We start from the raw sequence: 20,251 nt of genomic DNA, 5'->3' as shown, positions 1-20,251 counted from the left end.
AAAATGACGTATAAAACTAAAATGACCTACAAATCTATCGACGGGTATTCAGCGATTCTGGTAAAAGAAGATAAAACGTTTTACCAAACAAAACCATTTGCCGGATCACAGTTCTCAGAATCGGTGTTAATGTGAATTATGCGAGATCGGATTAAATGTTTTACTAAAAAATAAGGTAAAATAACCATGCAATTGAGCGCGATAAGCTACCCATAAGTGAATAAAAACGGCATGAACTCGAAAAAAATCACTATCACCGATGTTGCACAACACGCTGGCGTGTCTGTGACCACGGTATCTTTGGTCCTCAGTGGGAAAGGGCGCATCTCTGATAAAACCAGCAGCCGTGTCAATCACGCCATTGAGACATTGGGTTATGTGCGCAACCAGCAGGCAGCCATGCTGCGCGGAAGCGTGTCGAATGTGATTGGTCTTATCGTAAGTGATATCAGCGAGCCGTTTTATGCCGAAGTCGCCGCTGGCATCAGTGAAGTACTTGAAGCGCAGGGAAAAGTGCTGTTTCTTACTCAGTGCGGTAAAAACGGACGCAATTTAGCGCGTTGCTTAGATAGCCTCAGCGGCTATGGCGTTGATGGCATTATCGTAGGCAGTGGGCGTTTTCTCAGTGATGAGATGAAACAAAAAGCGCGAGAAATGCATTTACCGCTAGTATGTGCTGCACGGGCCAGCGAATTTGATGATATCGACGTCATTCGCCCTGATAACTCGCAGGCGGCAAAGATAGCGACAGAATATCTGATCAAACATGGTCATCGTCAGATCGCTTATTTGGGGGGCGAAAGCAGCTCATTGACGCGCGCTGAACGGCTGGGCGGATTCTGCGGCACGCTTATCCAGTACGGCTTACCGTTCAAATCGGAATGGATTATCGAGTGTGAATGCAAGCAACAGGCCGCAGCTCAGGCCACCCAAACGCTGCTTAACCATTATCCCAAGGTGACAGCCATCTTGTGTCATAAAGCCTCTATTGCCATGGGCGCTTATTTTGGCGTAATCGGGATGGGAAACAGCGTCGGTAAGGATGAAAATGAAAGCTACTATAACCGTCAGGTGGCACTGATAGGCTTTGGCGATGTGCCAGAAGCTGAGCTTACCGATCCGCCTCTGACGTTCATCAGTAGCTCTGCGCGTGAAATTGGCTATAGCGCGGCAAATCGTATGCTACAGCGCATTGATGCGCCGGATGAACAGGCCCAACATATTATTTTGCCACCAAAACTTATTGCCAGAGGTTCTGCGTAAGATATCCGTTAAAAAAACGGCCCTTTTGGGGTAATGCCGGTCACTTAAGCGTGATTTTAGGGGAAGTACACCGATGGGGTCGTAGCAGCTTTAGCTGCCGGAGCGCCCCGCGGTGTGCTAGCCCCGTGTATCTCGATTTCTTAAACGATCAGCATTACCCCAATCGGGGCCGTTTACGTTGTAGGTGTTGTTCAGTGACGGAAATTAATTCCCTGCAGGGGCTTCGCCCTGATCCTGCATGCCACCTAAAATGCCAAACAGGCCAACAAACTGAGCGAGAGGCATTTTGGTGCCGTTCAAATCAACCTGACCATTCGCATAGCTGAAGCTGCTAGAAATCATGTTGTCTTTCTGCGTTGTCAGTTTAAACATTTGGCCCATAGCTGAAATGCCTTGAACTTGCTGTCCCGCTAAGCGTTTTGCATCTTCAGCGTTATAACCTTCTAGTTCTGCCGCTTGAGACGCTAACTGAGTCGCCATTGGCATGGAGATAGCCAGTTTTGCATCCAGTTTTTTGATTGACTGCAACATCAGTGGTTCGTCGGCGGTTTCTGCTTGAGGTTGAGGATTCACTAAGTTGAGATCCAAGCTAAACTGGCTTTCACCCTGAGAGGTCTTCCAGCTTAGTGGTTGTATATTCAGCGTTGGATTACCGGCGAGTAGCGCTGGCATGTTCTTTTCAACCAATGCCGCTAATTCTTGTTGATATACATCAGGATCGAGGTCATCGCCTTGGGCCAGTTGGCGATTGATAAAATCATTGTACTGTGAGGCAAAGGTTTTCAATCCCTTACCATCAACACCGTTAAATTTCAGCGTTAATGCGCCCTGACCAAAATCTTTGCCGCTGATTTTTAGTGCATCGAGTGTGTAGTTCAAAACGCCATTGAGGTTTTTATCATCCTCGCCCATGTTAGCGTCTAGCTTGAAGCCATCTAACACTGCCGACTCTTTACCATCGACAGACACCGACAGATGCTTGGCATTCATTTTCTGTGAGCCAATATTCAGATCGAACTTGCCGCGATGGCTATCACTTTCCATCGTGAAACCTTGCAGAGTGATTTGCTCTTGCTGGCTCATCTCATTTGGCGCAGAGATCACGACGTTATCGCTGTTCATATCGAATTTCAGCGTGGAAAGATCTTTAGCTACATCTGCGTTAATTACTGCACCGTCAAATTTCACCGAAATTTTATCTTTCGCGTAGTCGACAGGAATGAGCGTAATTTTCGATTGCGTATCGCCGTTGTAGGCGATGCGGGTATCAGCATCGACCAGCGATTTACCCTTAGTGGCATCAAACAGCACTTTTACCGCAGGCGTGTTTTCTAATTCGGTATGTACAGACGCCATGCTCGGCACAAAGTTGAAGTTCTTGAGCTGTGCTAGCGGGAAGGGGCCGTGAGTAATGGTTTCTTTCAGGACAATCTGCTCACCGGCTTTGAGGCTTGGTTCGCCTTTGAAGCTCGGATCGTTTTGCAGAATATAGCGCACATCGGTGGAGAACAGGTGACGGTTATAGTCTTCGTAGCTGAGTTTTAAACCTGCTTTAGGGAAATAGTTGTTGAGCTGGCTATTAACGTTCTCGACCTCAGTCGTCATTCGTTGCTCAATGAGCTTGCCGGTATACCAAGAGGCTCCGGTCCAAGCGGCACCTAAAACCACGATGACCGCGACCGCGACAGCTGATTTTTTCATATTATGTTCTTCCTTAAGCCTTGAATGTGCTGCCGCAGGGAGATGTCCCATCAACGGCGTATCAAAAAATTTGTGGCGAGCATAAACAAAAAACGCCCGCAGGCGTTTTTATTGTGGCGGTAAACAACGCCAATTAGCAAATACTAATCTGAATTAGCTAAGAAAAGAGAATTTTCTAAAGAGGGTTTTAGCCTCGTTTATCCTCTTATGTGCTCAGAGTTCGTTAAATACACGAGCCAACTGCCCATGACCTTGGACGATCACCGGTGACTCATTCGCAGGAAGATAGCAAGACTCTCCCGGTGCTAACGTAATACGCTGCTCACCTTTGCTTAATGTTGCTTCGCCCTCGATGCAGAACAGCACTGCGGCACTCTCTTGCGCTAAGGACTGTGGTGCGTCGGTTAGCGTGTGTACGGCAAAGGCAAAGTCTTCCACGGGAATAGGGAAGCGCGTTTCGTTACCAGTGATAATAGGCGTCGTCAGCAGTGAGTTCGCCGGTTTAGGTACAAATTTCACGTTGGCCAGCAGTTCTGGGACATCGATATATTTTGGCGTTAGGCCTGCGCGCAACACGTTATCGGAGTTAGCCATAATCTCTAACCCTACGCCGTTTAAGTAGGCATGTGGCGTCTCGGCATACAGAAACATACTTTGCCCAGGGGTTAACTCGATGGTGTTGAGCAGCAATGGCGAGAACAGTCCGCTATCGTCCGGATACACCTGAGCGATACTGCGGATAGCGTCCCACGCTGAACCTTGTTGATGGTTCAGCGCCTCGGCAAGTACGCTAAGTGCATGGGCTTTTTGTTCGCCCGTCATACTCAACAAATTCCCGAACAACGCGGCGAGATGCTGTTCATCGGGATGCTGGATAAATTGCGCGATATCTGGGTGAGCATCAGCGACGGGTTGTAGCAATTGCGCGATTTCAGTCAGTTCGCGGAACCCGTTCATTGCTTTGAATGGTGTTAAGGCATAGACCAATTCAGGCTTATGGTTAGGATCTTTGTAATTACGATTTGCGGCGTTAATTGCAATTCCAGCTGACTCTTCACGCGCAAAGCCTTCTTCGGCTGCATGTTTGCTTGGATGTACTTGAATCGAGAGAGGTTGTGCTGCGCAGAGTACTTTGAACAAAAATGGCAGCTCTCCAAAGCGTTTTGCCACCGCATTCCCTAAATTTCCATTCAGATCCTTGGCGATTTCGTCACGTAGCGACACTTTATGGCCATTTTTATCTAAAACCATGGAGCTACTTAGCGGGTGCGCGCCCATCCATAGCTCTGCCATGGGTTTATTGTCTGGATTTGGGAAACCATAAAGATTGCTGAGTGCGTCGTGACTACCCCAAGCATAGTTTTGTACGGCATTGATCATCTTTTGCATTGGTATCAACCTAAGGTGAAGTTAAAGCGATATAAAGTGATTGTGGTAAGTAAACAGGAGATAGCGCACCTGACGCAAGGATATTGATGTAAGAAATTAGACGAGCTCTCACATTCTAACCAGTTGATATAAAGCTATACTCATTAAATAAGCTAACCATTCACCGGAGTTTGGTATTTATAACCAAGGAGAAAATATGACAGCTATGCGCGTTGAACGAGACTCTATGGGCGATATTGATGTTCCTCAGGCGCGGTTGTGGGGAGCTCAAACGCAGCGCTCATTGGAACATTTCCGTATTTCGGTGGAGAAAATGCCGCAGGCGTTAATTGATGCGTTGGCGGTGGTAAAAAAAGCGGCTGCGCAGGTGAATCTAGATCTTGGCTTATTAAGCGAGGAGAAAGCCGAAGCGATCATGCAGGCTGCGCAGGAAGTTATTGATGGTTTTCGTTATCAGGAGTTTCCGCTCGCGGTATGGCAAACCGGTTCGGGTACGCAAAGCAATATGAACATGAACGAAGTTCTGGCGAATCGCGCCAGTGAATTATTGGGCGGAGAACGTGGCAATGAGCGTAAAGTTCATCCCAATGATGACGTGAATAAAAGTCAGAGCTCGAATGATGTATTTCCAACCGCGATGCACGTGGCGGCGGTGGTGGCAATCCGCCAGCAGCTTTTGCCGCAGATGGATGTATTGATACAAACCTTGCAGGAAAAATCAGACCAATTTCGCCACATCGTGAAAATCGGCCGCACGCATTTACAGGACGCAACGCCATTAACGCTCGGGCAAGAGATCTCAGGCTGGGTTGCGATGCTTGTACACAGCAAAAAGCATATTGAATACGGACTTGAACACCTTTATGAGCTGGCTTTGGGAGGGACTGCGGTTGGAACTGGACTTAATACGCATCCTGAATATTCTGTGCGGGTGGCAAAAGCGATCGCACAACTGAGTGGCTGTGATTTTGTGACTGCACCGAATAAGTTTGAGGCTTTGGCCAGCTGTGACGGCTTGGTACAGGCTCACGGTGCGCTAAAAGGCCTAGCCGCATCGATGATGAAAATAGCCAATGATGTTCGCTGGCTTGCCTCTGGGCCACGTTGTGGCATCGGCGAAATCAGCATTCCTGAAAACGAACCAGGCAGTTCCATCATGCCGGGCAAGGTGAATCCGACTCAGTGTGAAGCCGTTACTATGCTTTGTGCTCAGGTGATGGGGAATGATGTCGCGGTGAATATCGGAGGTGCTTCGGGGAACTTTGAACTCAACGTTTTTCGACCTCTGGTTATTCATAACTTTTTACAATCCGTGCGCCTGCTCGCCGATGGAATAGAAAGCTTTAACGAACACTGCGCCCGCGGAATTGAACCTAATCGGCCTCGAATCAATCAGTTATTAAATGAGTCTCTCATGTTAGTCACCGCGCTTAACACCCATATTGGCTATGATAAAGCGGCTGAAATTGCTAAAAAGGCTCACCACGAGGGATTAACCCTCAAAGAGTCAGCCTTGATGCTGGGCTATGTTACGGCGGCTCAGTTTGACGAATGGGTTAGACCACAAGACATGGTGGGGAGCACCATTAGATCATGATACCTCCGTGACGTTGTCACTTTAATCCAGCTCTCGATAAAGATGCAAGCGAGGTATCAGGAGCTCAAGCTTTTTCGCGCGCGGGCGATGTTTTACCTGAATATTGTCCGCGTCGTAGTCACCTAAATCGCCCAGCAAGGGAACCGGTGTCTCGCTAAACTCATCTGTTAGGGAAATCAACGGCATACTGCAAGGATGCTGTACCTGTTTTTGTTCTTCCTGATACCAAACGCGTGCAATGGGCTGAACTTTTACCGGCCGCTTTATCTTCAGCTTAGCCCCTTCAGGCAAACGCATGACATCTTCTAATTCTTGACTCACCAGCTCAGCCCATTGTTCGCGAGAATAGGGGGGAACAGAACGGTTGGCGGTTAAACTTTTCTCTAAGCGAGCGATGACCTCATCGCGCTGCATATTTTTGATGACGCTCTTATTTGCCCAACCAAAACGTACGGTGGTTGGGTTATGTAATACCGTTAGCGAACGATAGGCGCTCAGTGTAATTAAGCCTTTAAGGTGCGCGTGAACGAACTCAAAGCGTTGCTCGGGGGGGAGACCGGACTCTACGGCAATGATCTTCTCCAACTGTTTTTTTAGCTGGTTAACCTCACTAATAAGGGCGCTGGTGGATTTCACCTGCGAATAGGTGGCAGAGTAGCAGAGCACGCCGGGAAGGCGAACAGCGGCTTTGCTGCTGATATGCTGTGCATGATGGTGAATGAACAGACGGCGAAAATGCTGTAATCCTGCATCAAATGCGGTTTCACCGGAGCAAGGGATAACGCTAATGTGGGTGACTTCATCATGCTCTTTTCCTTTTTCGATATCGGGCAATTGAAAGACGTTCGCTTGCAACGGCGTGAGCGATTTAAGAACGGCATCGATTTCAATTAGGCCTTGCTCAAGCTGGTGGAAGCAAACGTTCATTCGATCAATGACATGGTTAGCAGACATAGTGCACCTTTTTCTATCGCTATTTAGTTACAACATACATTGTAAGCTATAAAAAAGAGATCGTCTTTAACTCCGCAGAAAATAGTTAACTAACGCGGTATATGGTATCTCAAAGAATCAACTGCGCTGAACAGCGTAGGGAAGGCAAGCGTAGGTAATCAAAAACCCCCGTAAAACGGAGGTTTTGATAGAGATCTATCTGTACTCATTCATCATCATGTTCATCGTCGTCGTCCAGTTCTACGGGCGACTGGAAACCATCCGGTTTAATAGCTAACAAGTCGCATTTCAGATGATCGATAACATGTTCAGCGGTATTACCAATAAATGCCGCGGAAATGCCTGTGCGGCCTAAAGTACCTAAAACAACAACGCCAGCGTTCAGATGCTCTGCCACATCAGGGATCACTTCCTCAGGTAAGCCTTTCTCTACGTGAGTGCATTCTTCCTTCATACCAAACTTCTGACGCAGCGCTTTCATCGCGAGCAGATGCTGCCCACGGATGGCATCATTATAAATGTTCGGATCAAAGTCAGGTAGTTCGATAGCAATGTTAATTGGCGTTACAGGATAAGCACCGACCAAATGCAAAGAGGTATGGTCAACATGCTCTGCCAGTTCGAGTGATTCTTTCACTAATTTAATATTAAGTGGATCGTGGTAGGGTTCTTCGCTTGATAGATTCACCGCCACCAGAGCAGTGCCGTTCTGTGGCCAAGGCTGATCTTTTACCATCCAAACAGGGCAAGGACATTTACGTAGCAAATGCCAGTCGGTGGGGGTGAAAATCACGGATTCTAAGCGATCGTGCTGATGTGCCATTTTCAGCAGTAAATCGTATTTGCCGCTAATCACTTCTTGAATAATGGCTTCGAATGGACGGTTATGCCAGACCACCTTGATTTCGATAGGCACACCCGCTTCCAGATAGTAACGACACTGCTCTTTGATCCAAGCAGAGCGTTGACTGATAACACCTTGTCGCATCGACATTCTCTCATCGGGCGAGAGCAAGGTCGTCATTTCGTAGGAAAAATCGTAGATAGACAGAAATGCCGTAATGCGTCCGCCATTTCGCTGGACCAGATAAACAGCGCGGCGCAACGCCGGTTGATCATCCTGATTGGGATCAATAGCCACCAGAAGATTCTGATACTTCGCCATACCGCCTCCTCGCTAACCCAAATAATGTGTGCATTGCACTGTTTTATCGTCCAAGGGACAAATACAACAATAGGCCTTACAGATTAAGAGTAAACCATCATGGGAAAACAAAGTAGGGAATAGAAGAGAACCGGATCAACTAATCGGAAAAAATCCGTTAGAAATTAGTGACCCGGGTTAATATCATTCAGAAAACTATCTGAACCATTACTCGTTGGTTGAGCGGGGATTGCCAGCCAACATCGAAAGCGCATCAACATCTTGGATGGTGATGTATTTACCTTTCACACTTAAAATTTCACTTTTTTGGAAACGTCCCAGCAGACGGCTGATGGTTTCAACAGTCAGTCCCAGATAGTTACCGATATCACCACGTGTCATGGTCAAACGGAACTCACGTGGAGAGAAACCACGTTGAGCAAAACGGCGGGAGAGATTGTAGATAAAAGCCGCCAAGCGTTCTTCGGCGTTTTTCTTGGATAACAGCAGGATCATGTCCTGATCACCTTTAATCTCACCGCTCATCAGACGCATCATCTGCTGACGCAGGCTTGGCATTTTGCCCGACAGATCGTCCAGAGTCTCAAACGGGATCTCGCAAACCATTGAGGTTTCGAGTGCCTGAGCAAAACTTGGATGCTGCTGATTACCGATAGCATCAAATCCCACCAGATCGCCTGCAAGGTGGAAAGCCGTAATTTGTTCATCACCTTGCTCGGTGATGGTGTAGCTCTTAATGGTTCCGGAGCGAATGGCATACAGCGATTTCAGCTCATCACCGGCTTTAAATAACGCCTGACCTTTCTGAATCGGCTTTTTACGCTCAATGATGTTGTCAAGCTGATCCAGCTCGTGCTCATTGAGAGTAAAAGGAATGCACAGCTGGCTAATGCTGCAATCCTGACAATGGATCGCACAACCGCCAGACTGGATACGACGAATGACGCGCTTTTCCGGAATCATAGGTAATGCCCAAGCAATATTGATATTGGTCAATTTTAACATCTTTTAGGGGAGAGAATAAACCCTGTTGTTGATCCAAACGATAATTTGACGTTTAAGTAGACATAACTTTAGGAAATGTGACCGAAATTGAGTTTGTTTTATGTGACAACGTCACAACAAAGAGATGTGTATGTTGTATTTATTTGTGTTACTTGTTTTTCATGTTAATGAATAGCAAATAAAATGGAGGTCGTTTTTTTGGATTCCCCTTTACGGGCTGGTGTGAAACTCATAGCTGGAGCGGCCTAGCGGCAGTCTTAAAAAAAATACGTTAATAAATTGTCGCAAATGAATAAATATCTTCACCACTCACTAAATACAATATTAATAATTGGTTTAAAAATTTATTTTTGTTCAACGGCACGCTGCAATACGTTAAAAAAGCCAAAAGTAAAATGTAAGCAAACGTGGTCGCTCGATTTTAGCCCCTATGAGATATATCTGGCTGTTTTTTGATTATTGAGCTGAATTGGAAAATATCTGAAAAGAATCACTCAATGTGGGTGAGGTTTCCTTGTGAAGTGAAAATTCCAGACTACAATAGCCACGTTTTCGCCTTTTCACCAAGACGGTTAATCCATGCTACGAAGCGACGTATCCCACAAGAATAAAATTGAACTCCTCAGCCCTGCGCGCGATGTTGCTATTGCGCGTGAGGCTATTTTGCACGGCGCAGACGCCGTTTATATTGGCGGGCCGGATTTCGGCGCACGTCATAATGCAGGCAACTCGCTGAGTGATATTGCTGAGTTAGTCACTTTTGCCCATCGGTATGGCGTAAAAATTTTTGTGACGCTCAACACCATTTTGCATGATGCAGAATTAGAGCCCGCACGCCGGTTAATTCATCAACTGTATGACGCCGGCGTCGACGCACTGATCGTGCAAGATCTCGGCATCCTCGAGTTGGATATCCCGCCAATTGAACTGCATGCCAGTACGCAAACCGATATTCGCAGCGTAGAAAAGGCCAAATTTTTATCCGATGTGGGCTTCTCGCAGATCGTTTTAGCGCGCGAGCTTAACCTAAGTCAGATTAAAAATATTAGTGATAGCATCGATGCGACCGTGGAATTTTTCATCCATGGTGCGCTGTGCGTTGCCTACTCAGGGCAATGCTACATTTCTCATGCCCAGACAGGGCGCAGCGCAAACCGAGGCGACTGCTCTCAGGCATGCCGTTTACCCTATACGTTGAAAGACGATCAGGGGCGCGTGGTCGCCTATGAAAAACATCTGCTGTCGATGAAAGACAACGATCAGAGCCAAAATCTCATCGCATTGATTGATGCTGGCGTTCGCTCTTTCAAGATTGAAGGGCGTTACAAAGATATGAGCTATGTGAAAAATATCACAGCTTATTATCGCCAGCACCTCGACGCGATTATGAACGAACGTCCAGAGTTGGCGCCGGCATCCATGGGGCGCACCGAGCATTTCTTCGTGCCGTCCCCAGATAAAACTTTTCACCGTGGCAGCACTGATTACTTTGTCAATCAGCGCAAAATGGATATCGGCGCGTTTGATTCGCCAAAATTCGTGGGTTTGCCGATGGGTGAAATCCTGAAGGTTGGTAAAGATCATATCGATGTCAGCGTGACCGAACCACTGACTAATGGCGATGGTTTGAACGTATTGATTAAGCGCGATATCGTCGGTTTTCGTGCGAGTAAAGTGGAAAAAATCACGGCCAATAGCTTCCGCGTATGGCCTAACGAAATGCTGGATGCGTTGAAAAATATTCGTCCTCATCATCCGCTGAACCGCAATCTAGACCACAATTGGCAACAAGCGTTGCTGAAAACGTCGAGTGAGCGACGCATCGGCGTCAAACTGCGTCTAGAAGGTAATGAAAACCAACTAATGTTAACCGCAACCGCTGCAGACGGCGTTAGCGTGACCCAAACATTAGCAGGTGACTTCGACGTGGCCAAACAGCCAGAAAAAGCCTTTAGCAATTTGCATGACGGTTTGGCAAAACTCGGGCAGAGCATCTATTTTTCTCAGGGGATCGAAATCAATCTGCCTACGGCATATTTTGTGCCTAATGGTTTGCTCAATCAGCTGCGGCGCGAAACTATCGATATGCTGACAGAGGCGCGTTTACATGCGTATCAGCGCGGTCATCGTAAAGCAGTTTCGAAACCAGCACCGGTTTATCCCGAAACGCACCTGACGTTTTTAGCTAACGTTTACAATCATAAAGCCCGTGAATTTTACCAGCGCTACGGCGTCCAACTGATTGATGCGGCCTATGAGGCACATCAAGAGAAAGGTGACGTTCCGGTGATGATTACCAAACACTGTCTGCGTTTCGCGTTTAATTTGTGTCCTAAACAGGCCAAAGGTGTGCAGGGGGTAAAAGGGCGCGCATCACCAATGCAGTTAATCCATCAGGATGAAGTGTTAACGCTCAAATTTGATTGTAAACCGTGTGAAATGCATGTGATCGGCAAAATTAAAAATCACATTTTGAAGATGCCGCTTCCAGGCAGCGTTGTTGCATCAGTTTCACCTGAAGAATTGATGAAAACGTTGCCAAGCAAATCAGCCAGCGCCACAAAAGCTAAAGTTTGTCGCTAGACACTTGCCAATCTGTGTGCTCGGCTCAAGCCTCTCCACAAACGGGAGAGGCTTGAGTAATACCCATGACTATTAAGGGGTCACAATGACGCGCTATCAACACCTAGACGACTTATTAGCACAACGAATTGAAGCGGGGCCATACCAAAGCGGATTCGTGACATGTTGATTTTGTTGTCAAAAATTGGCAACACGTTAATAGACTGGTCTGGTAATAGGAGCATGGCGTCATGAATAAATTTATTAGGATTGTATTTATTCTTTTTTATCTACTGTGCATGTTAACTATTTATTTATCTATGGTAGATAAATACGACGTTGTATACGATATGGATCCGACGCTTCCTCAAGGTTCACTTAATACTAGTAGTAGTGATAATGGGAAAATTTTTGGCGGACTAATATTGTTCTTTATCTTCATATCCCAGATAGTCTTTTTTTATTTTGAGAAATCCCAAAAATGGAAATGGGTAACAGGAATAATGACAGCATTGGCATTCCTGTTCTTTTTCATTAGGTAAGGTTCATTAAAGTCGACCAAGGTTTGCAAAAACTGGCTAAGGCGGTTGAGTGCGCCATGTTGGAATGCCAGTTGCAAATGGCGGGAGAAGCCCGTCAAAACGGCACTAATCACTGATAAAGTCCAAATCTTGTGCGTAAAAATCGATCGCTTTGCGATAAGCTAGAATCGTGTCGTCCTGTGTGGTGCTAGTGAGTAGCAACAGGGTGTCACGCAGCGCACTTTTTGCATCGCCCATGCTGTATTTCGCCAGCGCATAAAACACCTGTAGCGCACGGTCGTTTGGGAAATGCGCCACGGCCTGAGTGAGAAGATCATAGGCCTGCTGGTAATTGCCGGTCACTCGATAGGTGCTACCGAGCCCTAAGTAAGCCTCTTTTAAATCAGCGTCGGGCAATCCCAGGGCAATAGCCTTTTCATAATGAGGAATTGCCCGGTTCTCTTGCCCCAAACCATCACACGCCCATGCCGCATAATAGTGGTTCAACGCTGAGTTGGTGATAATGGCTAACTCTGCTTCTGCCGTATCCAGTGCTAACGCATAGTTCTGCGCCTTCAAAGCCGATAAAATCATACGCTCCCCATCCAGTCAGTATTAATAGCCTTTAGCCATTACTTCGGCATAGCGGCGGAAAATAAACACGCACCACAGGAAAGAAACTAACGCCAGTGCTGCACCAATATAGCCAATGTTTGCCATGCTGAAATGAATACTGATCTGATTTCCCAGCAAAGCGCCTGCGCCAATGCCGATATTAAAGATGCCCGAGTAAAGCGACATGGCAACATCGGTCGCATCCGGCGCCATCGCGAGAACTTTTACCTGCATTCCCAAACCGATGGTCATAATGGCCACGCCCCAAACGACGCAAAGCAGGGCAATCCACAGAGGGCTCGCGGCGGCAGGCAACAACAGCAACAGGCTTAAGGCCAGCAGCACAATGGCGCCAATGATGAGTGCAGTAGGGTGTTTATTACCCAACATGCTAAACAGCACGCTGCCGATAATCCCTGCCGCGCCGAGTATCAATAGCAACATGGTGGCAAAACCTTGGCTCATGGATGCCACGGTTTGGATGAAGGGTTCGATGTAGCTGTAGGCCGTGTAGTGTGCCGTCACCACAATCACGGTTAAAGCATATAAGCACAGCAGCGCTGGGCGACGAGCGAGAATCGGGATGCTTTTCAACGAGCCTGAATGTTCGCTTGGCAGCTTAGGCAGCAGTTTGAGTACGCAGATTAGCGTTATCGTGGCCAAGATACCGATGACCAAAAACGTGGTTCTCCAGCCTAAATATTGCCCGATGATTCGCCCGAGTGGCAGCCCTAAAACCATCGCTAACGCAGTACCCGTCGCCAGCAAACTCAGCGCTTGCGCCTTTTTCCCCGCTGGGGCCAAGCGAATAGCCAGAGAGGCGGTGATAGACCAAAATACCGCATGGGCAAGCGCAATGCCGATTCGTGAAATCACTAAAATCCAGAAATTCCAAGCCACCACCGAAAGCACATGGCTGACAATAAACAGCACGAATATTTTCACTAGCAGCCCACGCCGTTCCATCTGGCTGGTCATTAGCATGAACGGGAGAGACATCAGCGCAACCACCCATGCGTAAATAGTCAGCATCAGACCCACTTGCGCGGTGCTCATCGAGAAACTGGCCGCGATATCCGACAGTAAACCAACGGGGACAAATTCGGTGGTATTGAAAATAAAGGCAGCCACCGCAAGGGTAATCACCCTTAACCATGCGGTTTTACGGGAAACAGGAGTTTTATTCATTGCGCTTACTAAGTTAGGAGAATGGAGAAAATAGAGCAGTAGTGAGCATCATACTGCTAAATGTTCAGGATTTATAGGTGATAGGACGACGGGAAAGCAGCAATGAGTGAGATCGGTTACTCTGCTGATTAATATGGTTTAATTTATTTATAGTGTAAATAACTCAAGTTTTAATTTTTGAGGCCGTTATTTAGTGAGCTGTTTTAATAAAAAACATAAGTCTGGCATATCTCTCTTCTAATCAGGGCAAGCAATCATGTTCGACTCTATCCGTTCACGTATTCTGGCAGCCTCCACCGCCATTGTTATTTGCTCTCTCAGTATTAACACCTATCTCAACTATTCCATCGCGAATAAATACAATAACAGCGCGATAGACAGTACCCTTGAAGCCGTTTCATCCAGTCACAACCGTGCTATCGCCGATTGGGTGGCTAGCAAAAGCCATCTGGTAGCATCGTTGACGCCGCACGTTACTTCTCCAGATCCGATGCCTTTGATGGTACAGGTTGCCAACGGCGGTAACTTTATGGGAATCGATATTGGTTATCCGAATAAAATTGATATTTCATCGGTACCTAACAGCGTCCCCGAAGGCTATGATCCAACAACTCGGCCTTGGTATGTACAAGCAGTAAAAGCAGGTAAACCAATTATTACCGCGCCCTATATTGACGTTAACACCAAGAAAATGGTGGTTACCTTTGCGGCACCTAGTATTGAAAATGGGGTGCTTAAAGGGGTCGTCGAGGGGGATGTGACGATGGACAGCGTAATCGAAAACGTTCGTTCAATTCATCTAACCGACAGCAGTTTCGGCATGTTGATTGATTCCGAAGGCAACATTATGGCGCATCCAGATGAATCCCTGACTCAAAAGTCGCTTCGAAGTATTGCGCCGACCTTGGATTTATCACGCTTGCTGAATGCCCGTACGCCGATTGAATCAGAAATTAGCGGTAGCGTAAAACTTCTACTGGCTCAGCCTGTAGCGGGAACGTCATGGTTTACCGTGGTAGCAATGGATAAAACTGAGGCTACGGCGGGTATGCGCTCTCTGCTGACAACCTCGTTAGTCACGCTGTTAGTGCTTATCGTGATTGCTGCCGTCATCATTGGCGTGATTGCCCAGCGCGCGCTAAAACCGCTTATCCGCATTCGAGATGCCATGGATGCGATCAGCTCCGGTACAGAAGATCTGACCCAGCGCTTACCTACGGACGGCAAAGATGAGGTATCGCAAATCGCCGGTGCCTTTAACCGCTTTGTCGATAAGCTCAGTGCGGTGATGAAAACAATCCGCAACAGCAGCGAATCTGTACGTGTAGCGGCCAATGAGATTGCTTCAGGGAACCAAGATCTCTCAAGCAGAACCGAATCCGCTGCGGCAAATCTGCAGCAGACGTCCGCCGCGCTGGAACAAATTTCCTCTACGGTGGCTCAATCCGCTGGCGCAGCTAAGCAGGCTAACAGCGCAGTACAATCGGCATCAGCCGATGCCTCGCGCGGTGGAGAAGCGATCGCTAAGGTGATCAACACCATGCAGTCCATTGAAACGGCCTCCGGTAAAATTGGTGATATCACCGGTGTGATTGACGGCATCGCTTTCCAAACCAATATTCTGGCGTTAAACGCGGCGGTGGAAGCGGCTAGAGCCGGTGAGCAAGGTCGTGGTTTCGCTGTGGTTGCAGGCGAGGTTCGTACCTTGGCGCAGCGTAGTGCTCAGGCGGCGAAAGAGATTAAAACGCTGATCGAATCAACGGTGCGCAGTGTGTCATCGGGGTCAACGCAGGTACGCCAAACCAGCGATACCATGACCGATATTGTCACCAGTGTTTCGGCAGTGACGGCAATTATGTCTGAAATCACCAACGCGGCCGATGAGCAAATGCGTGGCATCAATGAGATCAACAAGGCCGTCACTCACCTTGATACCATGGTGCAGCAGAACGCGGCGCTGGTCGAAGAGTCAACCGCAGCCTCGGGGGCGTTATTGTCTCAGGCGAATGATTTGGTGGGGGCGGTAGGCCAGTTCAACGTCTAGAGAAATGGTAGTGGGTCTGACTATTGGTGTGCTAGATATAAATATCATGCCGAGAGTCAGGCCTAATGTTTACTGCGGCTACGGGGTTAATAATTTTTTTTTTCGTGAGGTTGTCATGGAATGGTGAACTTGCCTACGCAGGGAAGCATTTATCGACAGAATGAGGGATAATTACCCGATTAATTCTGGTAATTGATATGGATACCCTAATGAACTCAGATAACAACACTACCGCTCGTGATGGCGATTATTACACTCGCAAATATCAGCTGACAGCCACGCATTCAGAAGTGTTAAACGCCGCTAAAATTGTTCCGGTGGGTAAAGCGTTAGATCTCGGCTGTGGTCGCGGTCGTAATTCGCTGTATTTAAATTCAAAAGGTTTTGACGTCACCGCATGGGATAAAAATCCGATGAGCATCGCGAGCCTGAATGAGGTTATTCAGGCAGAAGGGCTGGTGAATATCTCAGCCCATGAAGTCGATCTCAACACCCAGCGTTTTAGCGGAGAATATGACTTCATCCTCTCCACCGTGGTTTTTATGTTTCTCGATCGGCAACAAATTCCTGCCATTATCGACAACATGCAGGCTAGCACCCGCGTCGGCGGCTACAACCTGATTGTTGCGGCTGTAGACAGCCCAGACTACCCGTGCAGCGTACCATTCTCGTTTACGTTCAAACCGGATGAACTGCGTAATTACTATGCGGGCTGGGAGTTTGCAAAATATAACGAAGATGTGGGGGAATTACATCGCATCGATGCCAATGGTAATCGCATCAAAATGCGCTTTGCGACCATGCTAGCTAAAAAAGTGAATTAACGTGCGGTAATGAGAGGAGCTTTAGCGCGGCATGATAAGAGCTAAAGCTCCACATAAGATTAGTAGTAAACACATTCATGTTCGATTTCTGGGTCACTATGCATCATGGCTAAAATAGCCGTAAGAAGGTGGTCAATATTGTGGTTTGATTCTCGTTGCTGAATTCGACTCACCCATTCTGGCCCATCGATATGCTCTCCAGGCCGCACCAAATAGCTATATTTCTGCACGGCTAGGTGGAAGTTCTCCTCAATATGATCGTACTGCGCACAGCGACAGTTTTCGACAATCAATATTCCTGCATAGGTTCGAGTCAAACCAAAAGTATTCATATAACACCTCAGAGAGGAATGAATGACTACTCTTTATGTATAGCATTTCCATGTGGCATTTGTGTGACGAACCGTAACAATAGAGGGCTATTTTCATTATGGTGCCATGAAAAAGGGCACTAGAGCACAACAGGTTTCGTCTTAATTACCTTCATCAACAGGATGGAGATAAATATTAATGCAATGCCGCTCCATTGTGTGATAGATAGCCTCTCGCTGAGGAAGATAGAACCGAGTAGAACAGCGGTAACCGGATTGAACAGCGAAATCATCGACATGGTGTGTGGACCGAGCAGGCTTACAGATCGAGTCCAGCACCAGTAGGCGAATGCCGTGTTGCAAACGACCAGCCAGATTAAACCTACCCACGTTTTTGGCGTAGGCAGCGCCGGAGCACCCGCAAACATAAACGCGAACGGCAACAAAATGACTCCCCCCAGAAAAAGCTGCCAAGCGGCGAGTCCAAGCTGATCGTGAGTTGGCCAGCGTGCTATCCACAGTGAGGTTTGCGCCATGAGCAGAGTCCCGAGCAACGCGGCTGCTACGCCGATAGGGTCAAGGTTAGCCGATGGATTTAGCAATAGCACCACGCCAAATAATCCTAATAAGGCAAGGCCAAGCTTTGATAATGCAGGTTTTTTTCCCTCTTGCACCCATTGCAATAACAACACCATCAACGGTAATGTGGCTCCTAGCGTTCCCGCAACCGATCCCGGTAAGCGGTGTGCCGCAATAAACAAAAGAACAAAGAAAAAAGATATATTACATAGGCTTATTGCCAGCATTCGGTTCCACCTCAGCGGTGGCAACGCGCGATGGATAAGCAACAACAAAAGGCCAGCCGGTAGGGCTCTAAAGACGGCTATCCATACCGGTGATATATCTTGTAGAAAGTAACCGACAACGGCGTAGGTACTTCCCCAGAGCAACGGAACCATAAAAGCGATGAGTATATTCATATATATCTTTTTGAAAAGTTACTTTTGTAAAAGATAAGTTAGTGGCAAAAGTACAATAAAACAAGTATCTTTTTAAAAAGACATATAGGAGGGTGGCGATGGAACAAGATCACGTAGATAAAATCATTGCACAATGGCAGCGTGAACGACCGGACCTCGATTGTTCCCCAATGGGGATCATTGGCCGCATGGCCCGCATGGGACAGCTTTTATCAAGCAAAGTGACCCTGGTTTATGAACAGCATGGTTTGGATACTATCGAGTTTGATATTTTGGCCACGTTGCGAAGAAGTGGTGAACTGATTACTCCCACCGATCTTTATCAGACGGTAATGCTTTCATCAGGCGCGATGTCAGTGCGACTGGAGCGGCTGGAATCACGAGGGCTCGTGTTCAAACAGCCCAATGAACATGACAAACGCAGCTGTAAAATTGGGCTGACCGAAGAAGGGTTAAAGGTGATAGATAGAGCACTTGAGCACCATGTGCAGAATGAAAAGCAGATCCTTGAGCCCCTCAGCGCAGATGAAAGACAACAATTAGCAGGCCTAATGCGTCGCTGGTTGCTGCATAATGAGCCTGCAGAATAAACATCAGCCTGAATAAATGGGTGGATGCGCCATACTGTTTTAACCACAGCTTTGCGAGCCATTAAGGGGATATTTTGAATAAATCACAAGAGACAATGCATCTCACGGCATCCGAAGCACTTGATCGACTCGAAGCACTGTATGAGTCAGCGCTGGCGGCCTTGCGTACCGCCATCAGTGATTACATCAGCGATGGTAAGCTGCCGGATGTTGGTGCAAGAGCAAAAGGGTTGTTTGCCTATCCACAGCTGAGCGTAAGTTGGGACGGAAAATTCCGCGATCATCTGCGAACTCGCGCCTATGGGCGCTTTTCTCGCACCGGTCAGTACAGCACTACGATTGCACGTCCAGCTCTGTTTAGAGAGTATCTTTCAGAACAGTTAACGCTGCTAGAAACGGAGTATGGCGCTAGCTTTGAAGTGACACCGTCACAACAAGAGATGCCATATCCATTTGTTATTGATGGTTCCGACCTCATCCTCGACAGAACCATGACCGCAGGGCTGGCGCAGCATTTCCCTACCACCGATTTAGCGCAAATTGGTGATGGGATCACCGATGGTTTGGAGACCGGCGGCGATTTCTTCCCACTTTCACATTTTGATGCGCTGCGGACAGATTTCTCGCTCGCTCGACTCAAACATTATACCGGTACGCCTGCGGAACATATTCAGCCTTATATTTTGTTCACCAACTATAGTCGCTATGTCGATGAGTTTGTCAGCTGGGCATGTGAACAAATTCTTGATCCTAACAGCCCGTATGAAGCACTTTCCTGCGCCGGTGGAAGCTATATTACGGCCGAAACGGCAGATCCAGAAAAGACCACGTCTGACTTAGCGTGGAAGAAACATCAGATGCCAGCGTACCATCTGATTTCGGCTAACGGGCAGGGGATCACACTGGTTAACATCGGTGTAGGTCCATCAAATGCCAAGACAATTTGCGATCACTTAGCGGTGCTAAGACCGCATGTTTGGCTGATGATTGGACATTGTGGTGGGCTGCGCGAAAGTCAGTCGATTGGCGATTATGTACTGGCGCATGCCTATCTCCGTGATGATCATGTTTTAGATGCGGTTTTACCCCCAGATATTCCAATCCCAAGCATCGCTGAAGTTCAGCGCGCGCTATATGATGCTACTAAAGCCGTGAGTGGGATGCCTGGTGAAGAGGTGAAACAGCGTTTGCGTACCGGTACCGTTGTTACATCCGACGACCGTAACTGGGAACTGCGTTTTTCCGCATCAGCGCTGCGTTTTAGCTTGAGTCGCGCCGTAGCGGTTGATATGGAAAGCGCTACGATTGCGGCTCAGGGATATCGGTTCCGCGTTCCGTACGGAACATTACTGTGCGTTTCTGATAAACCGCTGCATGGTGAGATCAAACTGCCGGGACAGGCAAATCATTTCTATGAAGGTGCCATTTCTGAACACTTACAAATTGGCATCCGCGCGATTGATTTGCTGCGAGCCGAAGGCGATAAACTTCATTCTCGTAAGCTACGTACGTTCAATGAGCCGCCGTTCCGTTAAGTATTAA

17 protein-coding genes are annotated in these 20,251 nt (G+C 47.5%); 7 read left to right on the top strand and 10 right to left on the bottom strand.

What is annotated here, in order from left to right:
* Positions 1–231: 231 nt before the first annotated feature.
* On the top strand, positions 232–1,263 hold the full coding sequence (malI, locus tag K9N75_RS11730; protein ID WP_020303739.1) for a Mal regulon transcriptional regulator MalI: 1,032 nt from the start codon (positions 232–234) through the stop codon (positions 1,261–1,263).
* 204 nt (positions 1,264–1,467) lie between these two features.
* Here malI and K9N75_RS11725 read toward each other — a convergent pair whose 3' ends face one another.
* Together K9N75_RS11725 and manA are read right to left on the bottom strand one after the other, a co-directional pair.
* Positions 1,468–2,964: a YdgA family protein gene (locus K9N75_RS11725; protein ID WP_008813536.1), complete on the bottom strand. Its 1,497-nt coding sequence runs from the start codon at positions 2,962–2,964 to the stop codon at positions 1,468–1,470.
* Between the two features lie 213 nt (positions 2,965–3,177).
* Positions 3,178–4,353: a mannose-6-phosphate isomerase gene (gene manA, locus K9N75_RS11720; protein ID WP_008813535.1), complete on the bottom strand. Its 1,176-nt coding sequence runs from the start codon at positions 4,351–4,353 to the stop codon at positions 3,178–3,180.
* 196 nt (positions 4,354–4,549) lie between these two features.
* Here manA and fumC point away from each other — a divergent pair, with 196 nt between their 5' ends.
* Entirely contained in the window at positions 4,550–5,950 is a 1,401-nt protein-coding gene (gene fumC / locus K9N75_RS11715; RefSeq protein ID WP_130974568.1) for a class II fumarate hydratase, read from the top strand.
* 21 nt (positions 5,951–5,971) lie between these two features.
* Here fumC and tus read toward each other — a convergent pair whose 3' ends face one another.
* From tus to fnr, 3 genes are all read right to left on the bottom strand, one after another.
* Positions 5,972–6,904 (bottom strand): DNA replication terminus site-binding protein, encoded by a 933-nt coding sequence (gene tus / locus K9N75_RS11710; RefSeq protein ID WP_008813533.1) that lies wholly within the window; start codon positions 6,902–6,904, stop codon positions 5,972–5,974.
* A 205-nt stretch (positions 6,905–7,109) separates the two neighbouring features.
* A complete protein-coding gene (uspE, locus tag K9N75_RS11705; RefSeq protein WP_130974569.1) occupies positions 7,110–8,069 on the bottom strand; it encodes a universal stress protein UspE in 960 nt (319 codons plus the stop codon).
* A 207-nt stretch (positions 8,070–8,276) separates the two neighbouring features.
* Positions 8,277–9,032, bottom strand: coding sequence for a fumarate/nitrate reduction transcriptional regulator Fnr (gene fnr, locus K9N75_RS11700; protein ID WP_224452608.1), 756 nt, complete (start codon positions 9,030–9,032; stop codon positions 8,277–8,279).
* Between the two features lie 621 nt (positions 9,033–9,653).
* Between fnr and K9N75_RS11695 the strand changes: the two genes are divergently transcribed.
* Positions 9,654–11,657: a peptidase U32 family protein gene (locus K9N75_RS11695; RefSeq protein ID WP_224451629.1), complete on the top strand. Its 2,004-nt coding sequence runs from the start codon at positions 9,654–9,656 to the stop codon at positions 11,655–11,657.
* Between the two features lie 439 nt (positions 11,658–12,096).
* On the opposite strand, the gene K9N75_RS11690 is transcribed toward K9N75_RS11695, so the two are convergent.
* The 3 genes from K9N75_RS11690 to K9N75_RS11680 are packed head-to-tail and all read right to left on the bottom strand — an operon-like array spanning position 12,097 to position 13,960.
* Positions 12,097–12,291 (bottom strand): hypothetical protein, encoded by a 195-nt coding sequence (locus K9N75_RS11690; RefSeq protein WP_224451628.1) that lies wholly within the window; start codon positions 12,289–12,291, stop codon positions 12,097–12,099.
* Positions 12,284–12,751, bottom strand: a complete 468-nt coding sequence (locus tag K9N75_RS11685; protein ID WP_224451626.1) for a tetratricopeptide repeat protein — start codon at positions 12,749–12,751, stop codon at positions 12,284–12,286. The genes K9N75_RS11690 and K9N75_RS11685 overlap by 8 nt, the downstream gene beginning before the upstream one ends.
* A gap of 21 nt (positions 12,752–12,772) precedes the next feature.
* Positions 12,773–13,960 carry a sugar transporter gene (locus K9N75_RS11680; RefSeq protein WP_224451625.1) on the bottom strand — a complete coding sequence of 396 codons (1,188 nt, stop codon included), beginning with the start codon at positions 13,958–13,960 and terminating at the stop codon, positions 12,773–12,775.
* 256 nt (positions 13,961–14,216) lie between these two features.
* Between K9N75_RS11680 and K9N75_RS11675 the strand changes: the two genes are divergently transcribed.
* Both K9N75_RS11675 and tehB read left to right on the top strand, forming a co-directional pair.
* Positions 14,217–16,004 carry a methyl-accepting chemotaxis protein gene (locus K9N75_RS11675; protein ID WP_008813527.1) on the top strand — a complete coding sequence of 596 codons (1,788 nt, stop codon included), beginning with the start codon at positions 14,217–14,219 and terminating at the stop codon, positions 16,002–16,004.
* Between the two features lie 209 nt (positions 16,005–16,213).
* Positions 16,214–16,828, top strand: coding sequence for a tellurite resistance methyltransferase TehB (gene tehB, locus K9N75_RS11670; RefSeq protein ID WP_008813526.1), 615 nt, complete (start codon positions 16,214–16,216; stop codon positions 16,826–16,828).
* Positions 16,829–16,887: 59 nt separating this feature from the next.
* On the opposite strand, the gene K9N75_RS11665 is transcribed toward tehB, so the two are convergent.
* Both K9N75_RS11665 and K9N75_RS11660 read right to left on the bottom strand, forming a co-directional pair.
* Positions 16,888–17,160 (bottom strand): hypothetical protein, encoded by a 273-nt coding sequence (locus tag K9N75_RS11665; RefSeq protein ID WP_008813525.1) that lies wholly within the window; start codon positions 17,158–17,160, stop codon positions 16,888–16,890.
* Between the two features lie 119 nt (positions 17,161–17,279).
* A complete protein-coding gene (locus K9N75_RS11660; protein WP_039186696.1) occupies positions 17,280–18,119 on the bottom strand; it encodes a DMT family transporter in 840 nt (279 codons plus the stop codon).
* Between the two features lie 98 nt (positions 18,120–18,217).
* Between K9N75_RS11660 and K9N75_RS11655 the strand changes: the two genes are divergently transcribed.
* Positions 18,218–18,709, top strand: a complete 492-nt coding sequence (locus tag K9N75_RS11655; protein ID WP_096080821.1) for a MarR family winged helix-turn-helix transcriptional regulator — start codon at positions 18,218–18,220, stop codon at positions 18,707–18,709.
* Positions 18,710–18,783: 74 nt separating this feature from the next.
* The gene (locus K9N75_RS11650; protein WP_071603099.1) at positions 18,784–20,244 is read left to right on the top strand and encodes an AMP nucleosidase; all 1,461 of its coding nucleotides are present in this window, start codon (positions 18,784–18,786) and stop codon (positions 20,242–20,244) included.
* The last annotated feature ends 7 nt before the right edge of the window (positions 20,245–20,251 follow it).

This window comes from Hafnia paralvei (genome assembly GCF_020150375.1).
In the GTDB taxonomy this organism is placed as follows: Bacteria; Pseudomonadota; Gammaproteobacteria; order Enterobacterales; family Enterobacteriaceae; genus Hafnia; species Hafnia paralvei.
This window is presented reverse-complemented; position numbering and strand designations above follow the sequence as displayed.

What these genes read in the sequence shown, in the direction of transcription:
- malI (WP_020303739.1), top strand. Translation starts at nt 232, where the DNA reads ATGAACTCGAAAAAAATCACTATCACCGATGTTGCACAACACGCTGGC.
- K9N75_RS11725 (WP_008813536.1), bottom strand. Translation starts at nt 2,964, where the DNA reads ATGAAAAAATCAGCTGTCGCGGTCGCGGTCATCGTGGTTTTAGGTGCC.
- manA (WP_008813535.1), bottom strand. Translation starts at nt 4,353, where the DNA reads ATGCAAAAGATGATCAATGCCGTACAAAACTATGCTTGGGGTAGTCAC.
- fumC (WP_130974568.1), top strand. Translation starts at nt 4,550, where the DNA reads ATGACAGCTATGCGCGTTGAACGAGACTCTATGGGCGATATTGATGTT.
- tus (WP_008813533.1), bottom strand. Translation starts at nt 6,904, where the DNA reads ATGTCTGCTAACCATGTCATTGATCGAATGAACGTTTGCTTCCACCAG.
- uspE (WP_130974569.1), bottom strand. Translation starts at nt 8,069, where the DNA reads ATGGCGAAGTATCAGAATCTTCTGGTGGCTATTGATCCCAATCAGGAT.
- fnr (WP_224452608.1), bottom strand. Translation starts at nt 9,032, where the DNA reads ATGATTCCGGAAAAGCGCGTCATTCGTCGTATCCAGTCTGGCGGTTGT.
- K9N75_RS11695 (WP_224451629.1), top strand. Translation starts at nt 9,654, where the DNA reads ATGCTACGAAGCGACGTATCCCACAAGAATAAAATTGAACTCCTCAGC.
- K9N75_RS11685 (WP_224451626.1), bottom strand. Translation starts at nt 12,751, where the DNA reads ATGATTTTATCGGCTTTGAAGGCGCAGAACTATGCGTTAGCACTGGAT.
- K9N75_RS11680 (WP_224451625.1), bottom strand. Translation starts at nt 13,960, where the DNA reads ATGAATAAAACTCCTGTTTCCCGTAAAACCGCATGGTTAAGGGTGATT.
- K9N75_RS11675 (WP_008813527.1), top strand. Translation starts at nt 14,217, where the DNA reads ATGTTCGACTCTATCCGTTCACGTATTCTGGCAGCCTCCACCGCCATT.
- tehB (WP_008813526.1), top strand. Translation starts at nt 16,214, where the DNA reads ATGAACTCAGATAACAACACTACCGCTCGTGATGGCGATTATTACACT.
- K9N75_RS11665 (WP_008813525.1), bottom strand. Translation starts at nt 17,160, where the DNA reads ATGAATACTTTTGGTTTGACTCGAACCTATGCAGGAATATTGATTGTC.
- K9N75_RS11660 (WP_039186696.1), bottom strand. Translation starts at nt 18,119, where the DNA reads ATGAATATACTCATCGCTTTTATGGTTCCGTTGCTCTGGGGAAGTACC.
- K9N75_RS11655 (WP_096080821.1), top strand. Translation starts at nt 18,218, where the DNA reads ATGGAACAAGATCACGTAGATAAAATCATTGCACAATGGCAGCGTGAA.